This window comes from Nitrospira lenta (assembly GCF_900403705.1).
GTDB classification, from domain to species: Bacteria; Nitrospirota; Nitrospiria; order Nitrospirales; family Nitrospiraceae; genus Nitrospira_D; species Nitrospira_D lenta.
In genome coordinates, this window is sequence record NZ_OUNR01000012.1 from 293194 (window position 1) to 311050 (window position 17857).

Consider the following 17857-nt stretch of genomic DNA (forward strand, 5'->3'; position numbering starts at 1 on the left):
GGTCGTCTTTGCCGGATCGGTCTCCGTCTCGCGTCAGTGCGCCGGAGCAGAGGTGGGGATCCTGTTCATGCCTTTCATGATGCGCTGATGCCGCTTGCTCAAGAAGGCCGTCTTCCGGAGCGGGTCGTAGCGGCGTGGAGATGGCAGAATGGCTGCCAGCCATGCCGCCTCCTCAGCGGAGAGATCCTGGGCTGATTTCCCAAAGTGATGGCGTGCCGCCGCCTCGGCGCCGTAAACCCCGTTTCCCCATTCCGCGACATTGAGATAGAGTTCGAGGATGCGCTCCTTGGTCAGATGATGCTCCAGTGACCTGGTGATCAGTGCTTCGCGGGCTTTCCGAAAAAGCGAGCGCTCGGCCGACAGATACAGGTTCTTCGCGAGTTGCTGCGTGATCGTGCTGCCGCCCCGTTTCAGTTCTCCGGCTTCAAGATTGTGGATGGCGGCGTCCTTGATCCCCTCCCAGTCAAATCCTTCGTGAATGAAAAACGACGCATCTTCCGCCGCGACGGCCGCATGTTGCAGATGGCGGGAGATGCGGGTGAGGGGAACCCAGGTCCACTGGCGCGGGGCAGGATGCCGCTGACTCTGGGCTAAGACCTGCCGATGTTCCATCAACGCGGTCGGGCCTGGATTGGTTTTGGCCAGGAGCGCCACATCCGGCAACGTCAACAGCCAGGTCAAGGCGAGGAGTCCCAGCGGGAGGCCGAGGAGTAAGGCCGTCCAGAGCAGCGCCCTGGCGATGGTCCGTTGTTTTTTGGCTTTGGGCATAAGAAGAGGATGTTACTCGCCCGTCATTCTGCTACTGTGTAGCGGTTCATGACGGGTAAGTCACGGAGTTGCGGTATCACTATGAAAATTCTTTCCTCTGAGTTTATCAAAAGTTGCGCATCGGCAGAACAATTTCCTCAAGGGGAGTTGCTGGAGATTGCCGTTGCGGGACGATCGAACGTCGGGAAGTCCTCGTTGATTAATTCTCTGCTCAACCGGAGAGGGCTTGCCAAAGTCAGCCGAACGCCTGGTAAAACGAGAGCGGTGAACCTCTTTCAGATTGCCACCTCAGATCCGGGGCTGGCGAAATTTTATCTGGTGGATCTTCCGGGCTACGGATTTGCGAAGGTCTCGAAGTCCATTCGTGCGGAGTGGGGGCCGCTGATCGAATCCTACGTGGCGGAGCAGCCGTCATTGATCGCCGTCGTCTTATTGGTGGAATGCCGGGTCGTGACGGAACAGGATCGTCAGACGGTGGCCTGGTTGCAATCCATCGGACGTGAGCCGGTCATTGTGGCGACCAAGGTGGACAAGCTCAAGCCGAGTGAACGGGTACGGACGCTCCGTCAAACTCACCGTGACCTCGGATTGCCGGAAGGGCAACAGCTCATTCCCTATTCAGTCGTGACCGGGGAGGGGCGGGATCATCTTTGGGGCGTCTTGCGGGATCTTGTCAAAACTTAATTTCGATGTACGCCTTGTTTTTTAAATTCACCAGCCAGGATTGGAAGACGTCCTCGCTTTTTTGCTGAAACACCAGCGCCTGAATTTCGAACTTCACTTCATCGAACGGACGGAATTGTTTCGGCGTCCGGTCATCGACTCGAACGATATGATAGCCCTCGGAGGTTTCGATGATCTCTGAGATCCCTCCCGGCACCAGCGGCGCAATCGCGCGCTCAATGGTTGGGAGGAGTTCTCCCTGCCGGACCAGCCCGAGCCGGCCGCCGCGCGAGGCGTTCGGCCCGTCTGAATAGCGCAACGCGGCATCCTCAAATTTTTCACCCTGTTTCAATTCCGTCATCACGATCCGCGCTTTCTCCAGCGCTTCCGCGGTGCCGTCGGCCGAGCGGGGCTGAATCAAGATCTGGCTCAGGGTGTATTCTTCGGGGAGCGCGAAGCGCGTCTGGTGTTCCTTGTAGTACCGCTTCATCTCTGCGTCTCCGACCATGACGCCGCTCCGCACTTCCCGGTCGACGACTTTGAGAAGCGTGAGCTGATCGCGGATGTTCCTCAGGCTGAGCGGATCCTTCTCATTGATCTTCTCGCCCTGCTGCTTCATCTGCTGGAGAGCTTGCTTCACTTCATGATCCGAGACATCGACGCTCTTGGCTTTGGCCTCCTGCAGTTGCAGCCGCCGCTCGATCATTTTCGTCAGCGCCATGTATTCGGCCGTCTTCAGCCGTTGGCTCAATTCGTCGCCGTGATATTGCTGGCGAATGCGCTCTTGTTCGGGGGCCAGCTCGCGTTTGACGTCGGATTGCAGGATGAGGTCGGTATTCACCACCGCCACAATGCGGTCCTCCAGCTGAGTGGCGGAGAAGGCCGAGGGAGCCGGTCTGAACCAGAGCAGAGCGAACAGCAGTCCGAACGTGACAGGGACGATTGTGCGGGAAACCGGATTCAGATGCACGGGCACGATGCTCCTCGGTGAGTGCGGGGCAGACCAGCGGGGATTGTACACGAAATGAAGGGGTCTTGAGGAGACGGAAGCGTGGGCCCTAGGGTTTTCCGATGTCTTCGGTGATATAGCGGGAGGCGTCGGCCAGGCGGACGGTCGCCTTGGTGCGGATATCCGCAATCACTTCTTCAAACTGTTTCCGGCGTTTGTCCGCCAGCAATTCCTGGCGCAGCCGCTCCCGGGTCGCGAGATCCGCCTGGATGGTTTCTTTTTCCAGCGGACTGACCTTGACGAGATAGTAGCCCGCGTCGGTCTTGACGGGTTCACTGATTACGCCGTGCCTGAGCGTTTGGACAATGGCATCGACATCGGGATTGAGGAGGCCTTTCCGATAGGGGCCGAGGTCGCCGCCTTTGGCTTTGGTCTTGTCGTCGAGGGAATAGCGTTGCGCGAACTTGGCGAAATCGCCGCCGGCTTCGATCTGTTTTTTCAAATCTTTGGCCGCCGGATAATTATTCAGCAACATCTGCGAGACTTGGACTTTGAGCGGGGCCAGCAGCTGGTGGGCGTGCTTTTCGTAGTAGGCGTCTAACTCGGCCTGGGAGAGCTCGACTTTGGCTTTCAGGCGATCTTTCAGCAGTTCGTCCAGTACGAGTTGTTCTTTATAGCGTTGCGCGCGGTCGCGGATAGAATCGTTTTGATCCAGTCCTTGACGGCGGGCTTCCTGCATCAGCAGTTCGCGAGTGATCAACTCATCGAGAAACCGTCGCTTGCCGCCGTCCTTATCGTACTTGCCCCGGGTGGCTTCGGACAGTTCGTTCCAGCGCACATCAAACTCATATTGCGTGATCGCACGGCCATTGACGAGGGCCAGAACCGGCTCTTCCTGCGGCGGGGTGCAGCCGGGGAGGATCCACAGGGATCCGGAAAGCAGAGCGGCGAGGGCGAGTGAGGAGCGAAAATTATGCATGGACGAGGTTCTATTTCCAATCAGTACGAGTGCGCGGTGCGGTTTAGGCGCTCGATATCGGTCGTGTCGTTGATTTGTTGGTATCACAGTGTCCCAGGCTTTGCAAGGTTGTGTTGAGTTCGGCAAAGGTCGAACCCCAGTCGTCATGCGGCATCTGGATCTCAAAAGCCTGCGGGGAGAGGAAGCGCAGCCGCTTTTTCAGCCGATCCATCATGGCATGGACAGCCGGTTCAGGGATCGCGGCCTTGGGGCCGAGTGTGACGATCGCCGACTGATGGGTGACGTCGATGGCGGTAATGTGGAGCAGTTTGGCCAGCACCCGCAGCTGCATCACTTCGAGGAGCCGCTCCACCGGTTCCGGCGGGAGTCCGTACCGGTCTTGGATTTCTCCATGGAGGAGCGCTAGTTCGCCGACTTGCTTGCAGGCGGTCAGGCGCTTGTACCATGAGAGGCGATGGTGCGGATCGTCCACATACGTTTCCGGAATGAAGGCCGAGACCGGGACGCGCAGCGTAGGATCCGGTTCTTCTTCGACCGTATGCCCCTTGAGGCGTTGCACGGCTTCCTCAACCATTCTGAGGTAGAGATCTAGGCCGATGGCGGCGATGTGGCCGGACTGTGCTTTGCCCAGCAGATTGCCGGCTCCGCGGATTTCAAGATCCGCGGCGGCGATCCGAAAACCCGACCCCAGTTCCGTAAACTGTTGAATCGCCATCAACCGCTTCTGCGCGTCCTCCGTGAGGCGGCCTTCATCGGGGATCAGCAAATAGGCGTAGGCCTGTTCTCCGCCGCGGCCCACGCGTCCGCGTAGTTGATAGAGCTGGGCCAGCCCGAATGTGTCGGCTCGATTCACGATGATGGTATTGGCGTTCGGTACGTCGATGCCCGACTGAATGATGGCCGAGGCGATGAGCACATCGACTTCGTGCTTGACGAACTTCAGCATCACCGCTTCCAGCAATTTGGGATCCATCTGCCCGTGGGCCATCACCATTCGCGCTTCCGGAACCAATTGCTGGAGCCACGCGCCGGTCGCCGACATGGTTTCCACCCGGTTGTGGACGAAATAGATTTGGCCGCCGCGGCCCAGCTCACGCAGCATCGCGTCGCGCACGGCCTTGTCGCTGGACTTGATGACGGCCGTGCGAATCGCCAGCCGGCTGGCCGGCGGTGTGTCGATGATCGACAGGTCCCGCACGCTCGCCATCGCCATTTGCAGCGTGCGAGGAATCGGCGTAGCGGTGAGAGTGAGCACATCGACCTGCGTCCGCAGTTGTTTCAGCCGTTCCTTATGCTTGACGCCGAACCACTGCTCTTCGTCGATGATGACGAGGCCGAGATTGTGGAAGACCACGCTCTTTTGCAACAGCCGGTGGGTGCCGATGATCACGTCAATGACGCCCGCGGCGAGATCCTTCAACGTGGCTTTCGTGTCTTTGGGGGGCTGCATGCGGGAGAGCACGGCGACTTTCGTCGGGAAGGGCGCAAACCGCTCGGCAAAATTTTCATAATGCTGATGGGCGAGCAGCGTGGTGGGGACGAGCACGGCGACCTGGCGCCCGCTCTCGATCGCCTTAAACGCCGCCCGCATCGCCACTTCCGTCTTGCCGTAGCCGACGTCGCCGCAGACCAGCCGGTCCATCGGTTTCCCCGACTCCAGATCTCTGGCAATGTCCTGGATCGCCTTCAATTGGTCTGGCGTCTCTTCATATTCGAATGCCGCCTCGAATTCGTGGTACAGCGTGCTGGCCCCCCCGTATCCGTCCCGCTTGACCAACTCGCGATTGGCATAGAGATCGATGAGGTCCTGGGCCATTTCCTCGATGTCTTTTTTGACCCGGGCGGTGGTTTTGGCCCAGCTGGTGCCGCCCAGGCGATCGAGCCGGGGCACATGTCCGTCGGCGCCGCTGTAGCGTTGGACCTGGCTGAGGCGGTCGAGCGGAACATACAGCGTGTCGGCTCCGGCGAATTCCAGAATCAGAAAATCGCTCTCGAATTCCTGCACCGTCAGCCGCTTGAGGCCGAGGTAGCGGCCGATGCCATGTTGGACGTGGACGACATAGTCGCCCACATTCAGATCTTCCAGTGAAGAGAGGAACGTCGCGGTTTTGCTTTTCGGCTGCGTCTTATGGCGCGTGCCTTTGGCAAAGAGTTCTTCCTCCGTGAGGAGCGCGAGGCGAAACGTTTCAGACAACCATCCTGCCGACAAGTTGCCGTGGACGACGGCGATCGGCGGTTTCCCGCTGTCACGTTTCGTCCACGCCGCGGCGGACCATTCCATGGCAGGCAGGTCGTGTTCGCGGAGAAGGGCTAGGAGGCGCTCGACCTGCCCATGGCTGCGCGCGATGAGCACCACGCGATGTCCGTCGCGTAGTTGGTCGAGGATCGTGAGGGTTTGGCTGAACGGGGTGCCGCGAATTCCCAGTCCCGCGCTGGCCGGAATCTGAGCCGGGAACGGCACGATCGGAGTCCAGGAGTCGTCAGGCGGAGTCAGCGGCTCTAACGCAATGGTCGACCAGCCGACGGCGCCGATTTCGATTTCATCCCAGGTTTGGAAGAGCCGCTCGGGGCTGGGATAGGGATTGGCTTCGTCCCGTTCTCCGTGGCGCAGATAGCCATCTTCGATCTTCTCCCAGAGCGCGGCGCAGGTGGCCTGGAGTGTGGCCGGTTGGTCGAAGATGAGAATCGGCTCTTTCGGCAGATAGTCGAAGAGCGTCCCCATGTGCGGATATAGGTCCGGCGCGCGCCATTCCGCATCCGGGGCGATCGGGGCATAGGCGTCCGAGCTGTCCTCAGGACGGAGATATTCCCGCGCCGGCAAGATGATGGCTTCGTCGACCTGACGGATCGATGTCTGCGTGGAGGCATCGAACAACCGGAGAGCTTCGATCGAATCGCCGAGAAACTCCACGCGGAGCGGATCGGGGTAGGCAGTCGAAAAAATATCCACCAGGCCGCCTCGAATGCTGAACTCACCGGGAATCTCCACGACCGAGACGCGCCGGTAGCCCAGGCGCAGCAGTTTTGCCAGCAACGTGTCCCGCTCGACCGTACCATTGCGCTCCAGCTGGAGCGTGGCGTGGGTCCAGGTGTCTTTCGGCAAGAGGCGATGCATCAGAGCGGCGACCGACGTCACGAGGGTGGTCTCCGGGGTGGATTGCAGGCGATGCAGCGTCTGCATGCGGTGCGCAATCAACCCGACATGGGGCGCCGTGGCCTCGTACGGCAGTGTTTCCCATTGGGGAAAGAGCGTCAGCCGGTCGCCTGACGCGCCGATGAGCTGATGGCAAAATTGCAGGTCGTCAAAGAGGCGCTCGGCGGCTTCATTATTGGCCGTGACGACGATCCAGGGACGGTTCCGGTACGAAGCCAGGGAGGGGGCGTGAGTCAGGCTCGTGAGCACGAACGCCGCAGTCGATCCGTGCAAGCCCGTGACGCAAGGGCGCGCCGAGGTCTGCTTGAGTGCGGACACGAGCGGGGCGAGCCATTGATCTGAGGGAGACGGTGTATGTGACACGGATTAAGCTGAGACTGAGCGAATACGGTGAATCAATGCCGTTGTAGAGAAACCGGGGACCAGGGGAATGGTTCGGACCAGGCCTCCGCGCGCTTCCACAACGTCCCGTCCGATGATGCGATCCAGCGACCAGTCACCGCCTTTGACCAGCACATCCGGTTGAACCATCGTAATGAGCGCCTTGGGATCGGATTCGGAAAATACCACAACGAAATCGACACATTCCAACGCCGCGAGGACCTCCGCCCGTTGGGCGTCGGGCACAATCGGCCGGTCCGGCGCTTTGTGTAAGCTCCGAACGGACTCATCGCTGTTGACCCCTACCACCAGGAGGTCCCCCAGGGCTTTGGCCGCCTGTAGGTAGCGGGTATGGCCGATATGCATGAGATCAAAACAGCCGTTGGTGAACACGATACGGGAACCGCCGGCTCGCAGAGTTTGGAGTTGGTCAACCAATTGTTCTTTGGTCACAATCTTAGATGGCATCGCCTGCCATCATACCTGTCGCGTCAGCCGATGGGAAGCAGGACTATCGGATACATGGATTTTCTGCTGAATTCCTTAAGTTCGTGAAAGAACGACCCGATACAGACGCTAACCGGGAGCAGGGGAGATCCCTGCGCGGGGCATCGGAACGGGTTCAAGAGGCAAGGAATGTCGGCCAGCGATCACAGGCTTTCGTTCGGTACCGGACGCAATATCTTCAAGCACGGCTATCAGGTCACCCTGATCGGGGTCATCACGGTCGCGACGCTCGTGTCGGTGGTTGTGGGGGTGACCTGGCTGGAGCGACGAACCGTGGCGGCATCTGGAGAAACGGTGTCGATCATGGCGGCGGAAGTGGCCGACAAACTTGATCTCCTGCTGAAAGAACGGATCGGCGATGCGCAGTTTCTTTCGGAGTCGCTGGCGATCAGCGGCGGAACGTCGGTTGCACGACACCATATTTTGACGACCTTCCATCAAGCCTATCCGCAATATCTTTGGATCGGAGTCGCTGATCCGGATGGCCATATGACCGAAACCACGGACCTTCAGGCGCGCCGGCTCAATGTCCGTGCCAGCCATTGGTTTCAGGCGGTGCGACAGCGGCACGCCGGGTTCTACATCGGGGATATCGCACCAGACGAAGTCAGTCACGGCGCAGAGACGGTTTCCTTCTCGGCTCCGATCGTGGATCATCGGGTTGATGTCGAGCGCCAATCGATTCGCGGGGTGGTGACGACGCGGGTGAGCGCTGAACAGTTGGAGAAACTCGTGACCGAGGCGATTGGTCCGTTCCAACGGCGGACATCGTTCTTTCACACGGTCGAATACAAAGTCCTCCGGGAAGACGGCGTGGTGTTCATTGATTCGGATGTCTCCCGCAGTGGGCAGGTCAACCTGGTACGGAGGAACCTTCCCTCGGTTCGGCTCGCGGCGTCGGGTGAGTCAGGCTACGTTGAGGAGGAGCATCTAGTCCGCCACGTACCGGTGCTGACCGGCTATGCCCGCCTGCGACGGCACGATGGTGATGTGGAGAGCCCCAAGTGGACGGTGCTCTTGCGGGTGGATCGAGCGGAGGTGGTGGCGCCGGTCCATCGGTTTTTTTGGACCGTGGGCGCGGCGGCGGTGTTGATTGTAGGGCCTCTCATCGGCTGGTTGGTCTATATCACCCGCCGTGCTCAAGTCGAGTGGCAGGATGCTCAGGAGGAGCGCGCGCGTGCGCGCGCGAACGAGCACTGGCTGCAGACCATTCTTGAAGTGGAGCCGGAAGGCGTCTTAGTCACCGACCGCGATCGGCGGGTGCTCCAAATCAATCCTGCCGGCTGCGCGCTCTTCGACGCCGCGTTCCCCGAGGAAATATTGGGGCGGGATATCGCGCAATGGGTGCATGAGGACGATCGCCGCGCATATGAGGATGCCCATGCCGCCGCCCTTCAGGGACGAGGGGTGTTGACCAGCGGGCGGCTGCTGGGATTGTCGGGGCAATCGCGCTGGTTTGAGATGACGTCGGTGTTGTTGCCCGGCGCTCAGGGCGCCAGTCCGTCGGTGCTGAGCGTCACGCGCGACATCACGGATCAGAAGTATGCGCAGCGTCGCCAAGCCCTCCAGCATGCGGTCGCGAAAGTCCTTGCCGAAGCGTCAACAGTCGAGCAGGCGATTCCCGAACTGCTGCGTGTCATCGGGTCGAGCCTCGAATGGCAGGTGGGCACATTTTGGCTGGTCCAGGAAAAGACGCGCCTGCTCCGCTGTACGCAGACATGGAGCGCGCAGCCCTCTCTTGTGGAAGAGTTTTTTGAGGCCAGCCGTCGCGAGACCTTTTCGTCCGATGTCGGATTTCCCGGCCGGTGCTGGGCGCGCGGCGAGCCGCTGTGGGAGCCGGATGTCTTGCGGGATCGCGCCTTTGTCCGCACGGCGGCTGCCTCGCTAAACGGGCTGCATGCCGGCTGCGTGTTTCCCGTCTGGCTGCGGGCCAGCGTGTTCGGCATCATGGAGTTCTTCAGCCGGGAGATCCATCCGCGCGACGCGGACCTCTTGCGGACGCTCGCGACGATCGGAGGCCAGATCGGGCTCTTTCTGGAACGGGCGGAGGTGGAAGCCGCGCTGCGAGAAACTGAGAGCCGGACGCGCCTCATCATCGATACGGCGCTGGATGCGATCGTCACGATGGATCCGGACGGGATCATCACGGAGTGGAATGCGCAAGCGGAGCTGCTCTTCGGCTGGCAGGCGCACGAAGCGATCGGCAAAGATCTTGCCGACACCATCATTCCCGCCGATCATCGGGATGCGCATCGAGCCGGGCTGGCACGGTATCTCAAGACGGGCCAGGTGAGCATTCTCGGGAGGCTGGTGGAAGTCCAGGCGTGCCATCGTGACGGGCGGATGTTTCCGGCCGAACTCTCTATCGCGCATTTGCGCCTGGATGACACGGTGGTGTTCAGCGCCTTCATCCGGGATATCTCTCAGCGCAAGGAATCGGAGCAAGCCCTGTCGTCCTATGCGCAGCAGTTGGAACGCAGCAATTACGACCTTGATGAAGCCTTGGGCCAGGCGCGCGCCGCTACTGAAGCCAAGTCCGCGTTTCTGGCGACGATGAGTCACGAGATCCGGACGCCGATGAACGGCGTCATCGGGATGACGGGGTTGCTGCTCGACACGGAGTTGACGGCGGAGCAACGGGAGTATGGCGAAGCCGTGCGGAGTTGCGGCGATCATCTGCTGACGATCATCAATGACATTCTGGATTTCTCAAAGATCGAAGCGGGCAAGCTGAATCTCGAGATTATCGAGTTCGACCTGCGGCACGCCGTCGAGGATTCGCTGGACCTGCTTGCGGAACGGGCCTCATCCAAACAGTTGAATCTGGCGTGCCTCTTTCACGCCGACGTGCTCACGGCGTTGCGCGGCGATCCCGGACGAGTGCGCCAGGTGCTGACCAATCTGGTGGGGAACGCCATTAAGTTTACCGAGCAGGGAGATGTCGTCGTGCAGGTCCGGCTTGCTTCTCAGCAAGCCGGCGCGGTCTTCGTCCGGTTCGATGTCACGGACACCGGGATCGGCCTGTCGGAGGCCCAGCAGGCTCGGTTGTTCCAAGCGTTCAGTCAGGCCGATGGCTCCACGACGAGAAAATACGGAGGAACCGGATTAGGGCTGGCGATTTGTAAACGCCTGGTCGAGCTGATGGGGGGAGAGATCGGCGTGGCCAGCCAGCCGGGAGCCGGCAGTACGTTCTGGTTCACTGCCCGCTTTGAACTGCAAGGCGCAGCGGGTGATCCGGTTGTGCCGGAAGCGCTCTCGGTGCGGGGGAAACGCGTGTTGATCGTCGACGACAAGCCGATCAATTGCCGGATTCTCGCCCTGCTCATGAAGAAATGGGAAGTGGAGTCCACGGTCATCAGCGACCATTCGGATGTCCTTCCGCATCTTCACGAACAAGCGCGCAGCGGCCTGTTCTATGACGCCGCCATCATCGATGCCGATCTGGCGAAGTCCGACGGACTGCAACTGGCGCAATCCGTGATTGCGACGAAAGGGGCGCTGCGTGTGATCCTGTTGACCTCGGTCGGAAGGCGAGGCGATGCGAAAGCGGCCAAGGCGATGGGGATCTCAGCCTATCTCACCAAGCCGATCAGAGAAAGCCAGCTCGTGCGCTGTCTGGCCATGGTGTCGGAGCAACCGGCTGTCTCGTCCGCCGGCGAGCGGATGCCGCCGAACCAAGAGTTGGTGACCCGGCACACGCTTGCCGAGGCCGTGACATCGTCGGGGATGAAGATTTTGCTCGCTGAAGACAACATCATCAATCAGAAGGTCGCCGTTCGGATGTTCGAGCGGCTGGGGCATCGCGTGGATGTCGTGGCCAACGGCCGTGAAGCGGTCGAGGCGCTCTCGCGTCTTGCGTATGACTTGGTGTTCATGGATTGCCAGATGCCGGAAATGGACGGCTTCGAAGCGGCCGCGGACATTCGCCGGCGCGAGGCCGGGGCTCGGCATACCATCGTCATTGCCATGACCGCGAACGCCATGCAGGGCGATCGGGAGCGCTGCCTGCGGGCCGGGATGGACGACTATGTGACGAAACCGATCACGACTGAATCGTTGGCGGCGGTGTTTGAGCGTTGGCGGCGGCCGGCTGTTCCAGTCCGTGTTCCGGAGGCGGCGCCGTATGAGGGGGCCACGATTGATCCGCTGGTATTCGACGGGCTCAGGGTGTTGAGCGATGAGGACGATCCAGGGTTTTTGACCAGACTCGTGAGGCACTTCCTGGCCGACACGCCGGACAAGTTGGCGCTGTTAGGTACCGCCTGTCGCAAAGGGAGCGCCGAAGAGGTGCAACGGATCGCGCATAGTTTGAAGGGCAGCGCATCGAATCTGGGGGCGTTGGGCCTGGCGCGGCTTTGTGACCGCGTGGTGGCCGGGGCGGCTCAGGGGCTGGCGGTCGTTCCCGAACTGCTGACCGAGTTGGAGTTGGAGTTTCATCGAGTCCGGGAACAGTTGGAGCGGGATCTCAGGGAGGCCGCGTAATGGCATTCTATCGGCAGTGGCACACGGTGGCGTCGCAAGGTACGTTCGGCCTTGTCGTCGCCGTGATCGGCGCCGGCCTGTTGGGTCTGAGCGGGGTATGGATGGTCGAGCAGGAATTAGTGGCGCGGGGCGGCGAGAGTCTCGCACTGGGCGCAACGGAAGTGGCGGGCAAGCTGGATGCGATGCTCCGGGAGCGGGACGGAGACATCGAGCTATTGGCCACGGCCCCGCAAGTGCGCGGTTCCGATGCCGCCCGGATCGTTGAGCACTTGCGCGCGGTGCAGCGCGCCTACCCCGTGTACGCGCGTCTGGCCGTCGCGGACAGAACCGGCCGGGTCATCGCCTCCACCGACCAGGCCTGGATCGGGCGAGACGTTCGGGACGCGTCGTGGTTCCAAGCGGTGTGGCATATCCCCCGGGTGTACGCTGAAACGGTCAAGAAGACGAGCCAGGCGATGGCACGCGGGCAATTGCAGAGTGTCGTGTTTTCTGCGCCGATTCATGGCGATCTCGGCGCGTTTCACGGAGTCATCATGTCGGAGGTCGATGCGGGCCTGTGGAATCAGCTGGTGGAGGAGACGGTGAAGCAGTTCGCCTCCCAAACCCAGAACTTCGGAACCGTGCGGTATCGGATCTTGGATGCTGATGGGAATTTGCTGCTGACGCTTGATGACCGGGATAATTTGGCCATCAATCTGCGTGAACTGGGCCTGCCATCGGCCGTCAAAGTGGCCACGAGCCGTCCGGGGTATGTCGAAGAGACGCATCGCATCCGAAACGTTCCAGTGGTGACCGGGTATGCCCGAATGCAGGGTGTGCGTTCGCTCGCGACTTTGCAATGGGGCGTACTCGTTCGAGCCGATCGGGCCAATATGCTGGCCAGCATCCGGAACTTGCTGGCGAAGATTGTGCTGGTTGGCACTGCGGGATTTGTCCTCATGTTGGGGCCCATTGTGTGGGTGAAGCACAGTCAGCACCGTGAACAGGAGAAGGCGGCGCGGGCGCAACGCCTGTTGCGGGACCGTGACGCGCAGCTCGGCGCAGTGGTCACGCATGCCATTGACGGCATTATCAGCATCGATCAAGCCGGGTGTATTCTCTCGTTCAATCCTGCCGCCGAAAAACTCTTCGGCTATTCCGCGGACGAGGCGATGGGACGCAATGTCAGCATGCTGATGCCGGAGCCGTATCGGTCCGAGCATGACGGATATCTCTCGGCGTTTCTCCACACGGGAGTGGCCAAGGTCATCGGTCAGGGCCGTGAAGTGGTCGGCCGACGGCGCGATGGATCGATCTTTCCCATGGATTTGGGGGTCAGCGAGATGGAGCTCGATGGCCAGCGCTGCTTCACCGGCATTGTGCGGGATATCACGGCGCGGAAGGCCGCAGAGCGGAACGTTCAAGAGAGCGAGATGCGCCTTCGTGCGGTCATCAATGGCGCTATGGACGCGATCGTGACCATGGACGAGGCGGGTCGGATCTGCGGCTGGAATCCGAGAGCCGAGGAAGTTTTTGGATGGTCGGAGCGAGACGCGGTGGGGCGGGACCTGGCTGAGCTGATCGTGCCTCCGTCACTTCGTGAGGCGCATCGGGTGGGATTGGCCAACTATTTGGCGACGAATGCCGGACCGCGGCTGAATCAGCAAGTCGAAATCACCGCGATTCGGCGGACGGCGGAGGAGTTCCCGGTCGAGTTGTTCATAATCCCGGTCAAGCTGGAGCACACGGTGCTCTTCAGCGCGTTCATTCGGGACATCAGTGCGCGCAAGGCCATGTTGAAACAGCTTGAGGAAGGCGCCGTGTATTTTCGTATGTTGTCGGAGCTGCTGCCGCTGAGTTTGTTCGAACTGAACCACGAGGGGCAGTGCGTGTACCGCAACCGGGCGTTGGACCAGCTGTTGGAGCAGGGCGGAGTGTGGCCTGCCGGAGCCTCGCCGAACCTGTCCTGGCGGGAGTGGGTGTGCCACGAAGACCGGCGACAGATTGACGATGCTTGGGCGGGCTTGCGTGAGGGCATGGTTCCGATCAGTGAAGAATGCCGGCTGGCCGCTGCCGGATCGGCCCTTTGTTGGGTGCAGGTATCCGTCTGGCCCCTGGAGACGGATCACGGGGTGCGGTATTTGGCAGTGATGGAAGACATTACCGATCGCAAGCGGACCGCCGCGCACACGATGCGCCTGCTTCGGCAGGGGCAGTTTGAATTGCGGACGGCGACGGAGGCCAAACATCTGGCGGAGCTTCTGGCCTATGCATATCCGGACCCGTCGCGTACGCAATTGGGTTTGGTGGAGTTGCTGGTGAATGGCGTCGAGCATGGCAACCTGGGTATCTCCTATCAAGAAAAAACCGCGCTGCTGGAAGAAGGCCGCTTGGATGATGAAGTGGCACGGAGACTGGCGCTCCCTATCCACGCGTCGAAGCGCGTGCGGGTGGCAATGGACCGGAGCGAGAAGGAATTACGGATTTCTATCGTCGATGACGGAGAGGGATTTGACTGGGCGAAGTATCTGAACCTCGATCTGGCGAATCTGGTGGATTCTCACGGGCGTGGCATCGCGATATCCAAGAGTCTCAGCTTTGACCGGCTGGAATACCGGGGTTGTGGCAATCAGGTGGTTGCGTGGACCCATCTGGATCACCCTGGCACTGACTCGGACGGGCGTTCCGAGCAAGCCGCCTAGCGAGTATCCGTGTGCGGTGCCAGTGGAGCTCCCCAACCCAGGGATAATTGGCTCGGCATAGGCTGCAACTGTGCTGTGGGGCTATGAAGGGTCGGCGGAGGTGCGGCGACGGTGCGAGATAGGATCGGCAATTCCTGCAACGCTCCCCGGCAGGTTCCGCAGAGATGCCGTCGTGGCTGAATGGTCTTGCGCTGACGGCGATACACCCTTCCGCAATTCTTGCAGCGCCACGCAAACTGAGCCAGCGCCAGCACTTCTTTGTGCAGCGAGTGGTAGATCGTAATCGCGACCAGCCCGCTCCGGTTCATATCGGTCATTTTTCGGACAAAATCAGGGCCATGGTTCGGCTTCCGTTTCAGGATGTCGAATTGCCATTGATGAATCATTTCATGGGCTAAGGTATTGAGCAGTTCCTGCCCGGCGTAGGGGGTTCGTTCAGCCAAGCGTGCCATCAAGGGTTCGGACAAGCGTATCTCCCGCGTCGTCCGATTCGGCATCGCGTCATCGAATGCCCGCGGGCGCGGGCCGCCTCGGCTGACGAACATGCCGACCGACGAGGTGAGGCGGCGACTCCATACCACGGGGATCGGCGGCAGCAGCCCTTCAAAGTAGCGCTCGTTTAAGCGGCGCCACTCAGTCTGTAATTGTTCAACAGAGAGCGTCATGGCGATGCAGCTCCGTACGTTGCAGGTGGGCCGGTGACGAGTCCAGGAAACCGGTGCTAACGGATTTGCTCCAGCACCGCCGCGGCCAAGAGCGGGAGCATGATTTCATGGTGACCGGTCAGCGCATAGCCCTTGCCGCCTTTTTGAGTCGGGCGCCGTACCACATTGGTCAGGGGCCGATAGTGCGAGAGGAAATCCATATTCACCGTGGTGATCTTGGTCAGCGGATTGCCCAGATTGCGTCCTAACGAGACTGTTTTCAAAAACACTTCCGGCAGAATGACGGCCGACCCCACGTTCAGGTAGACCCCTCCTTCCATGCCGGCGACTACCGCGGCCAGCCGGCGAAAATCCAATAGAGAGGTGGCTCCGATGGCGGCGCCGTCTGCGGCCGGATGCATGTGAATGATATCCGTTCCAATGGCGACGTGCACGGTGACGGGAAGCCCCAGCTTTGCGCCGGTGGCGAGGATGCTGGTCGCGCGGTTGGGAAACTGACCTTGATAGCGATTGATGTAGTGCCCGACGGCCTCTCCGAGCCCCTGACCATGTTGTGCGCCCAGGGTGATGGCCTCGTTCAGGATGCGTCCGGTGTCTTCGGCCATGCCGAAGCGGCCTTCGTCGATCTCGGCGTCCACTTCTTCGGACGTGTGCCCCATGAGCGCCAGCTCGAAATCGTGGATGATGCCGGCTCCGTTCATGGCCACGGCCGTGATGATGCCGCGTTCCATGAGGTCGACGAGCAGCGGCGCGAGACCTACCTTGATCACATGGGCGCCGATACCGATGATGACCGGGCGTCGTTGGCGATGGGCCGTCGCGATGGCGGCCGCCACGGCGCGCACCGTTTTTACGGCGAGCAGATCGGGCAGCGATGCGAAGAATTGCTCGAACGAGCCTCCGCGGGTCCAGGGCCTGGCGAAGTCGGCGACCCGCACTTTACTGTGCCGCTTTTTTAGCGGATAGGTGGTCAGATCCGAGACATCGATCGGAGGAATCAACGGACGCGGGGGACGTTGCGGGGGAGTCCGGTTAGGACGCGGTGCCAAGGAGTGTTTCCTCTACGAGTTCGCACAAGACATGACCGAGCGTGATATGGCTTTCCTGGATGCGCGCCGTGACGGTCGAAGGGACGACGAACGCATGATCGACGAGGGGGGCGAGTTTGCCGCCGGTGCCGCCGGTCCAGGCCACGGTGATCAGGCCGCATTCGCGCGCGGCCGCGACGCCTTTCAACACGTTCGGCGAATTGCCGCTAGTGCTGATGCCGATGGCGATATCGCCCTTCTGGCCGTGGGCCCGCACCTGTCGGGCGAAGAGTTCGTCGAAGCCGTAGTCGTTGGCGATGCAGGTGATCGCGGCGATGTCCGTGGCGAGGGCGATGGCCGGCAACGGCGCGCGCTCGCGCTTGTAGCGGCCGACGAATTCCGCCGCGATATGCGCGGCGTCCGTGGCGCTGCCGCCATTGCCGAAGAGCAGGACTTTACGTCCTTCGCGAAACGCCGTCACCATCAGCGCGGTGACGTGAGCGATGCGGTCGGCGTGGTCGCGCGCAAATTGTTGTTTGACGGCCGCGCTATCGGAGAAGGCCTTGAGGATCAAATCTTTCATCTGCCGGCGATTCTAGGCAAGCGCAGTGAGACTGTCAACGCAGGTCCTATGGCGCTATGCTTTCGGCGGCAGGGTCGGTGAGCCCTGCTTGATCGCGCTCATCGCCAGCGCGATCATGGAGCCCACGTCGGAGACGGTTGCCGGGAGAATGAGGGTGTTGGTGGTCTTGGCCAGCTCGCCGAATTTGGTGATGTATTGTTCCGCCACACGGAGCTGCACGGCTTCCTGACCGCCGGGCATTTGAATGGTCTCGGCCACCTTGCGGAGTCCTTCGGCGGTCGCTTGGGCGATCGCGAGAATGGCCGAGGCGGCGCCTTCGGCTTCATTGATCTGCTGCTGCTTCTTTGCTTCCGAGGCCTTGATGACTTGTTGCTTTTCACCCTCGGCTTGATTGATGGCGGCGTCGCGTTCGCCTTCCGAGGTGAGGATGACGGCGCGCTTTTCCCGCTCCGCTCGCATCTGCTTTTCCATCGCATTGAGCACGTCTTTCGGGGGCGTGATGTTCTTGATCTCGTAGCGCAGGACTTTGACGCCCCAGGGATCCGAGGCTTTGTCGAGCTCATTGACGACTTGGATATTGATGTTGGTCCGTTCCTCGAACGTGCGATCAAGCTCGATTTTTCCGACCTCGCTTCGCAGGGTGGTTTGGGCCAGCTGGATCAAGGCGAATCCGTAATCGCTGATGCCATAGGAGGCACGCTGGGGATGCAAAACCTTGAGGTAGAGGATGCCGTCCACCGAGACCTGGACGTTATCGCGGGTGATGCAGACCTGCTCGGGGATATCGATCGCGGTTTCTTTGAGCGAATGTTTGTAACGGATGTTGTCGATGAAGGGCAGCAGGATGTGGAAGCCGGCATCCAGCGTCGCTGAATATTTGCCGAGACGCTCGACGACATAGGCGCTTTGTTGCGGGACGACGACGGCGGTTTTTGCGAAGACGTAGATGACGAACAGGGCCAACAACAGGGTGACTAGAAATCCGCCGCTCATACCACCATCCATAATGTTGTCCTC

The 17857-nt window shown here is 60.8% G+C and carries 12 protein-coding genes; 3 read left to right on the plus strand and 9 right to left on the minus strand.

The window, feature by feature from the left end:
• Positions 1-33 precede the first annotated feature (33 nt).
• Positions 34-768: a monofunctional biosynthetic peptidoglycan transglycosylase gene (gene mtgA / locus NITLEN_RS07700; protein ID WP_121989015.1), complete on the minus strand. Its 735-nt coding sequence runs from the start codon at positions 766-768 to the stop codon at positions 34-36.
• An 81-nt stretch (positions 769-849) separates the two neighbouring features.
• Here mtgA and yihA point away from each other — a divergent pair, with 81 nt between their 5' ends.
• Positions 850-1452 (plus strand): ribosome biogenesis GTP-binding protein YihA/YsxC, encoded by a 603-nt coding sequence (gene yihA / locus NITLEN_RS07705; protein ID WP_121989016.1) that lies wholly within the window; start codon positions 850-852, stop codon positions 1450-1452.
• Here yihA and NITLEN_RS07710 read toward each other — a convergent pair.
• The 4 genes from NITLEN_RS07710 to rfaE2 all read right to left on the minus strand — a co-directional run bounded on the left by NITLEN_RS07710 (position 1442) and on the right by rfaE2 (position 7362).
• Complete coding sequence (locus NITLEN_RS07710) at positions 1442-2407, minus strand: peptidylprolyl isomerase (RefSeq protein ID WP_181416714.1); 966 nt, start codon at positions 2405-2407, stop codon at positions 1442-1444. The genes yihA and NITLEN_RS07710 overlap by 11 nt on opposite strands.
• An 82-nt stretch (positions 2408-2489) precedes the next feature.
• Complete coding sequence (locus NITLEN_RS07715; RefSeq protein WP_181416715.1) at positions 2490-3359, minus strand: peptidylprolyl isomerase; 870 nt, start codon at positions 3357-3359, stop codon at positions 2490-2492.
• Positions 3360-3402: 43 nt separating this feature from the next.
• Positions 3403-6831: a transcription-repair coupling factor gene (gene mfd, locus NITLEN_RS07720; protein WP_121989019.1), complete on the minus strand. Its 3429-nt coding sequence runs from the start codon at positions 6829-6831 to the stop codon at positions 3403-3405.
• Positions 6832-6879: 48 nt separating this feature from the next.
• Positions 6880-7362, minus strand: a complete 483-nt coding sequence (rfaE2, locus tag NITLEN_RS07725; protein ID WP_121989020.1) for a D-glycero-beta-D-manno-heptose 1-phosphate adenylyltransferase — start codon at positions 7360-7362, stop codon at positions 6880-6882.
• A gap of 168 nt (positions 7363-7530) precedes the next feature.
• Here rfaE2 and NITLEN_RS07730 point away from each other — a divergent pair, with 168 nt between their 5' ends.
• Entirely contained in the window at positions 7531-11883 is a 4353-nt protein-coding gene (locus NITLEN_RS07730; RefSeq protein WP_121989021.1) for a response regulator, read from the plus strand.
• Positions 11883-14564 (plus strand): PAS domain S-box protein, encoded by a 2682-nt coding sequence (locus tag NITLEN_RS07735; protein WP_121989022.1) that lies wholly within the window; start codon positions 11883-11885, stop codon positions 14562-14564. The genes NITLEN_RS07730 and NITLEN_RS07735 overlap by 1 nt, the downstream gene beginning before the upstream one ends.
• Here NITLEN_RS07735 and NITLEN_RS07740 read toward each other — a convergent pair.
• From NITLEN_RS07740 to NITLEN_RS07755, 4 genes are read right to left on the minus strand one after another with little or no spacing between them, the layout of a single operon-like run.
• Positions 14561-15229 (minus strand): SprT-like domain-containing protein, encoded by a 669-nt coding sequence (locus tag NITLEN_RS07740; RefSeq protein ID WP_121989023.1) that lies wholly within the window; start codon positions 15227-15229, stop codon positions 14561-14563. The genes NITLEN_RS07735 and NITLEN_RS07740 overlap by 4 nt on opposite strands.
• Positions 15230-15285: 56 nt before the next feature.
• Positions 15286-16278, minus strand: a complete 993-nt coding sequence (locus NITLEN_RS07745) for a GSU2086 family protein (protein ID WP_219999412.1) — start codon at positions 16276-16278, stop codon at positions 15286-15288.
• On the minus strand, positions 16262-16840 hold the full coding sequence (locus NITLEN_RS07750; protein WP_121989025.1) for a D-sedoheptulose-7-phosphate isomerase: 579 nt from the start codon (positions 16838-16840) through the stop codon (positions 16262-16264). Before NITLEN_RS07750 ends, NITLEN_RS07745 begins: the two co-directional genes overlap by 17 nt.
• A gap of 54 nt (positions 16841-16894) precedes the next feature.
• Positions 16895-17833: an SPFH domain-containing protein gene (locus tag NITLEN_RS07755; RefSeq protein WP_219999429.1), complete on the minus strand. Its 939-nt coding sequence runs from the start codon at positions 17831-17833 to the stop codon at positions 16895-16897.
• Between the last annotated feature and the right edge of the window lie 24 nt (positions 17834-17857).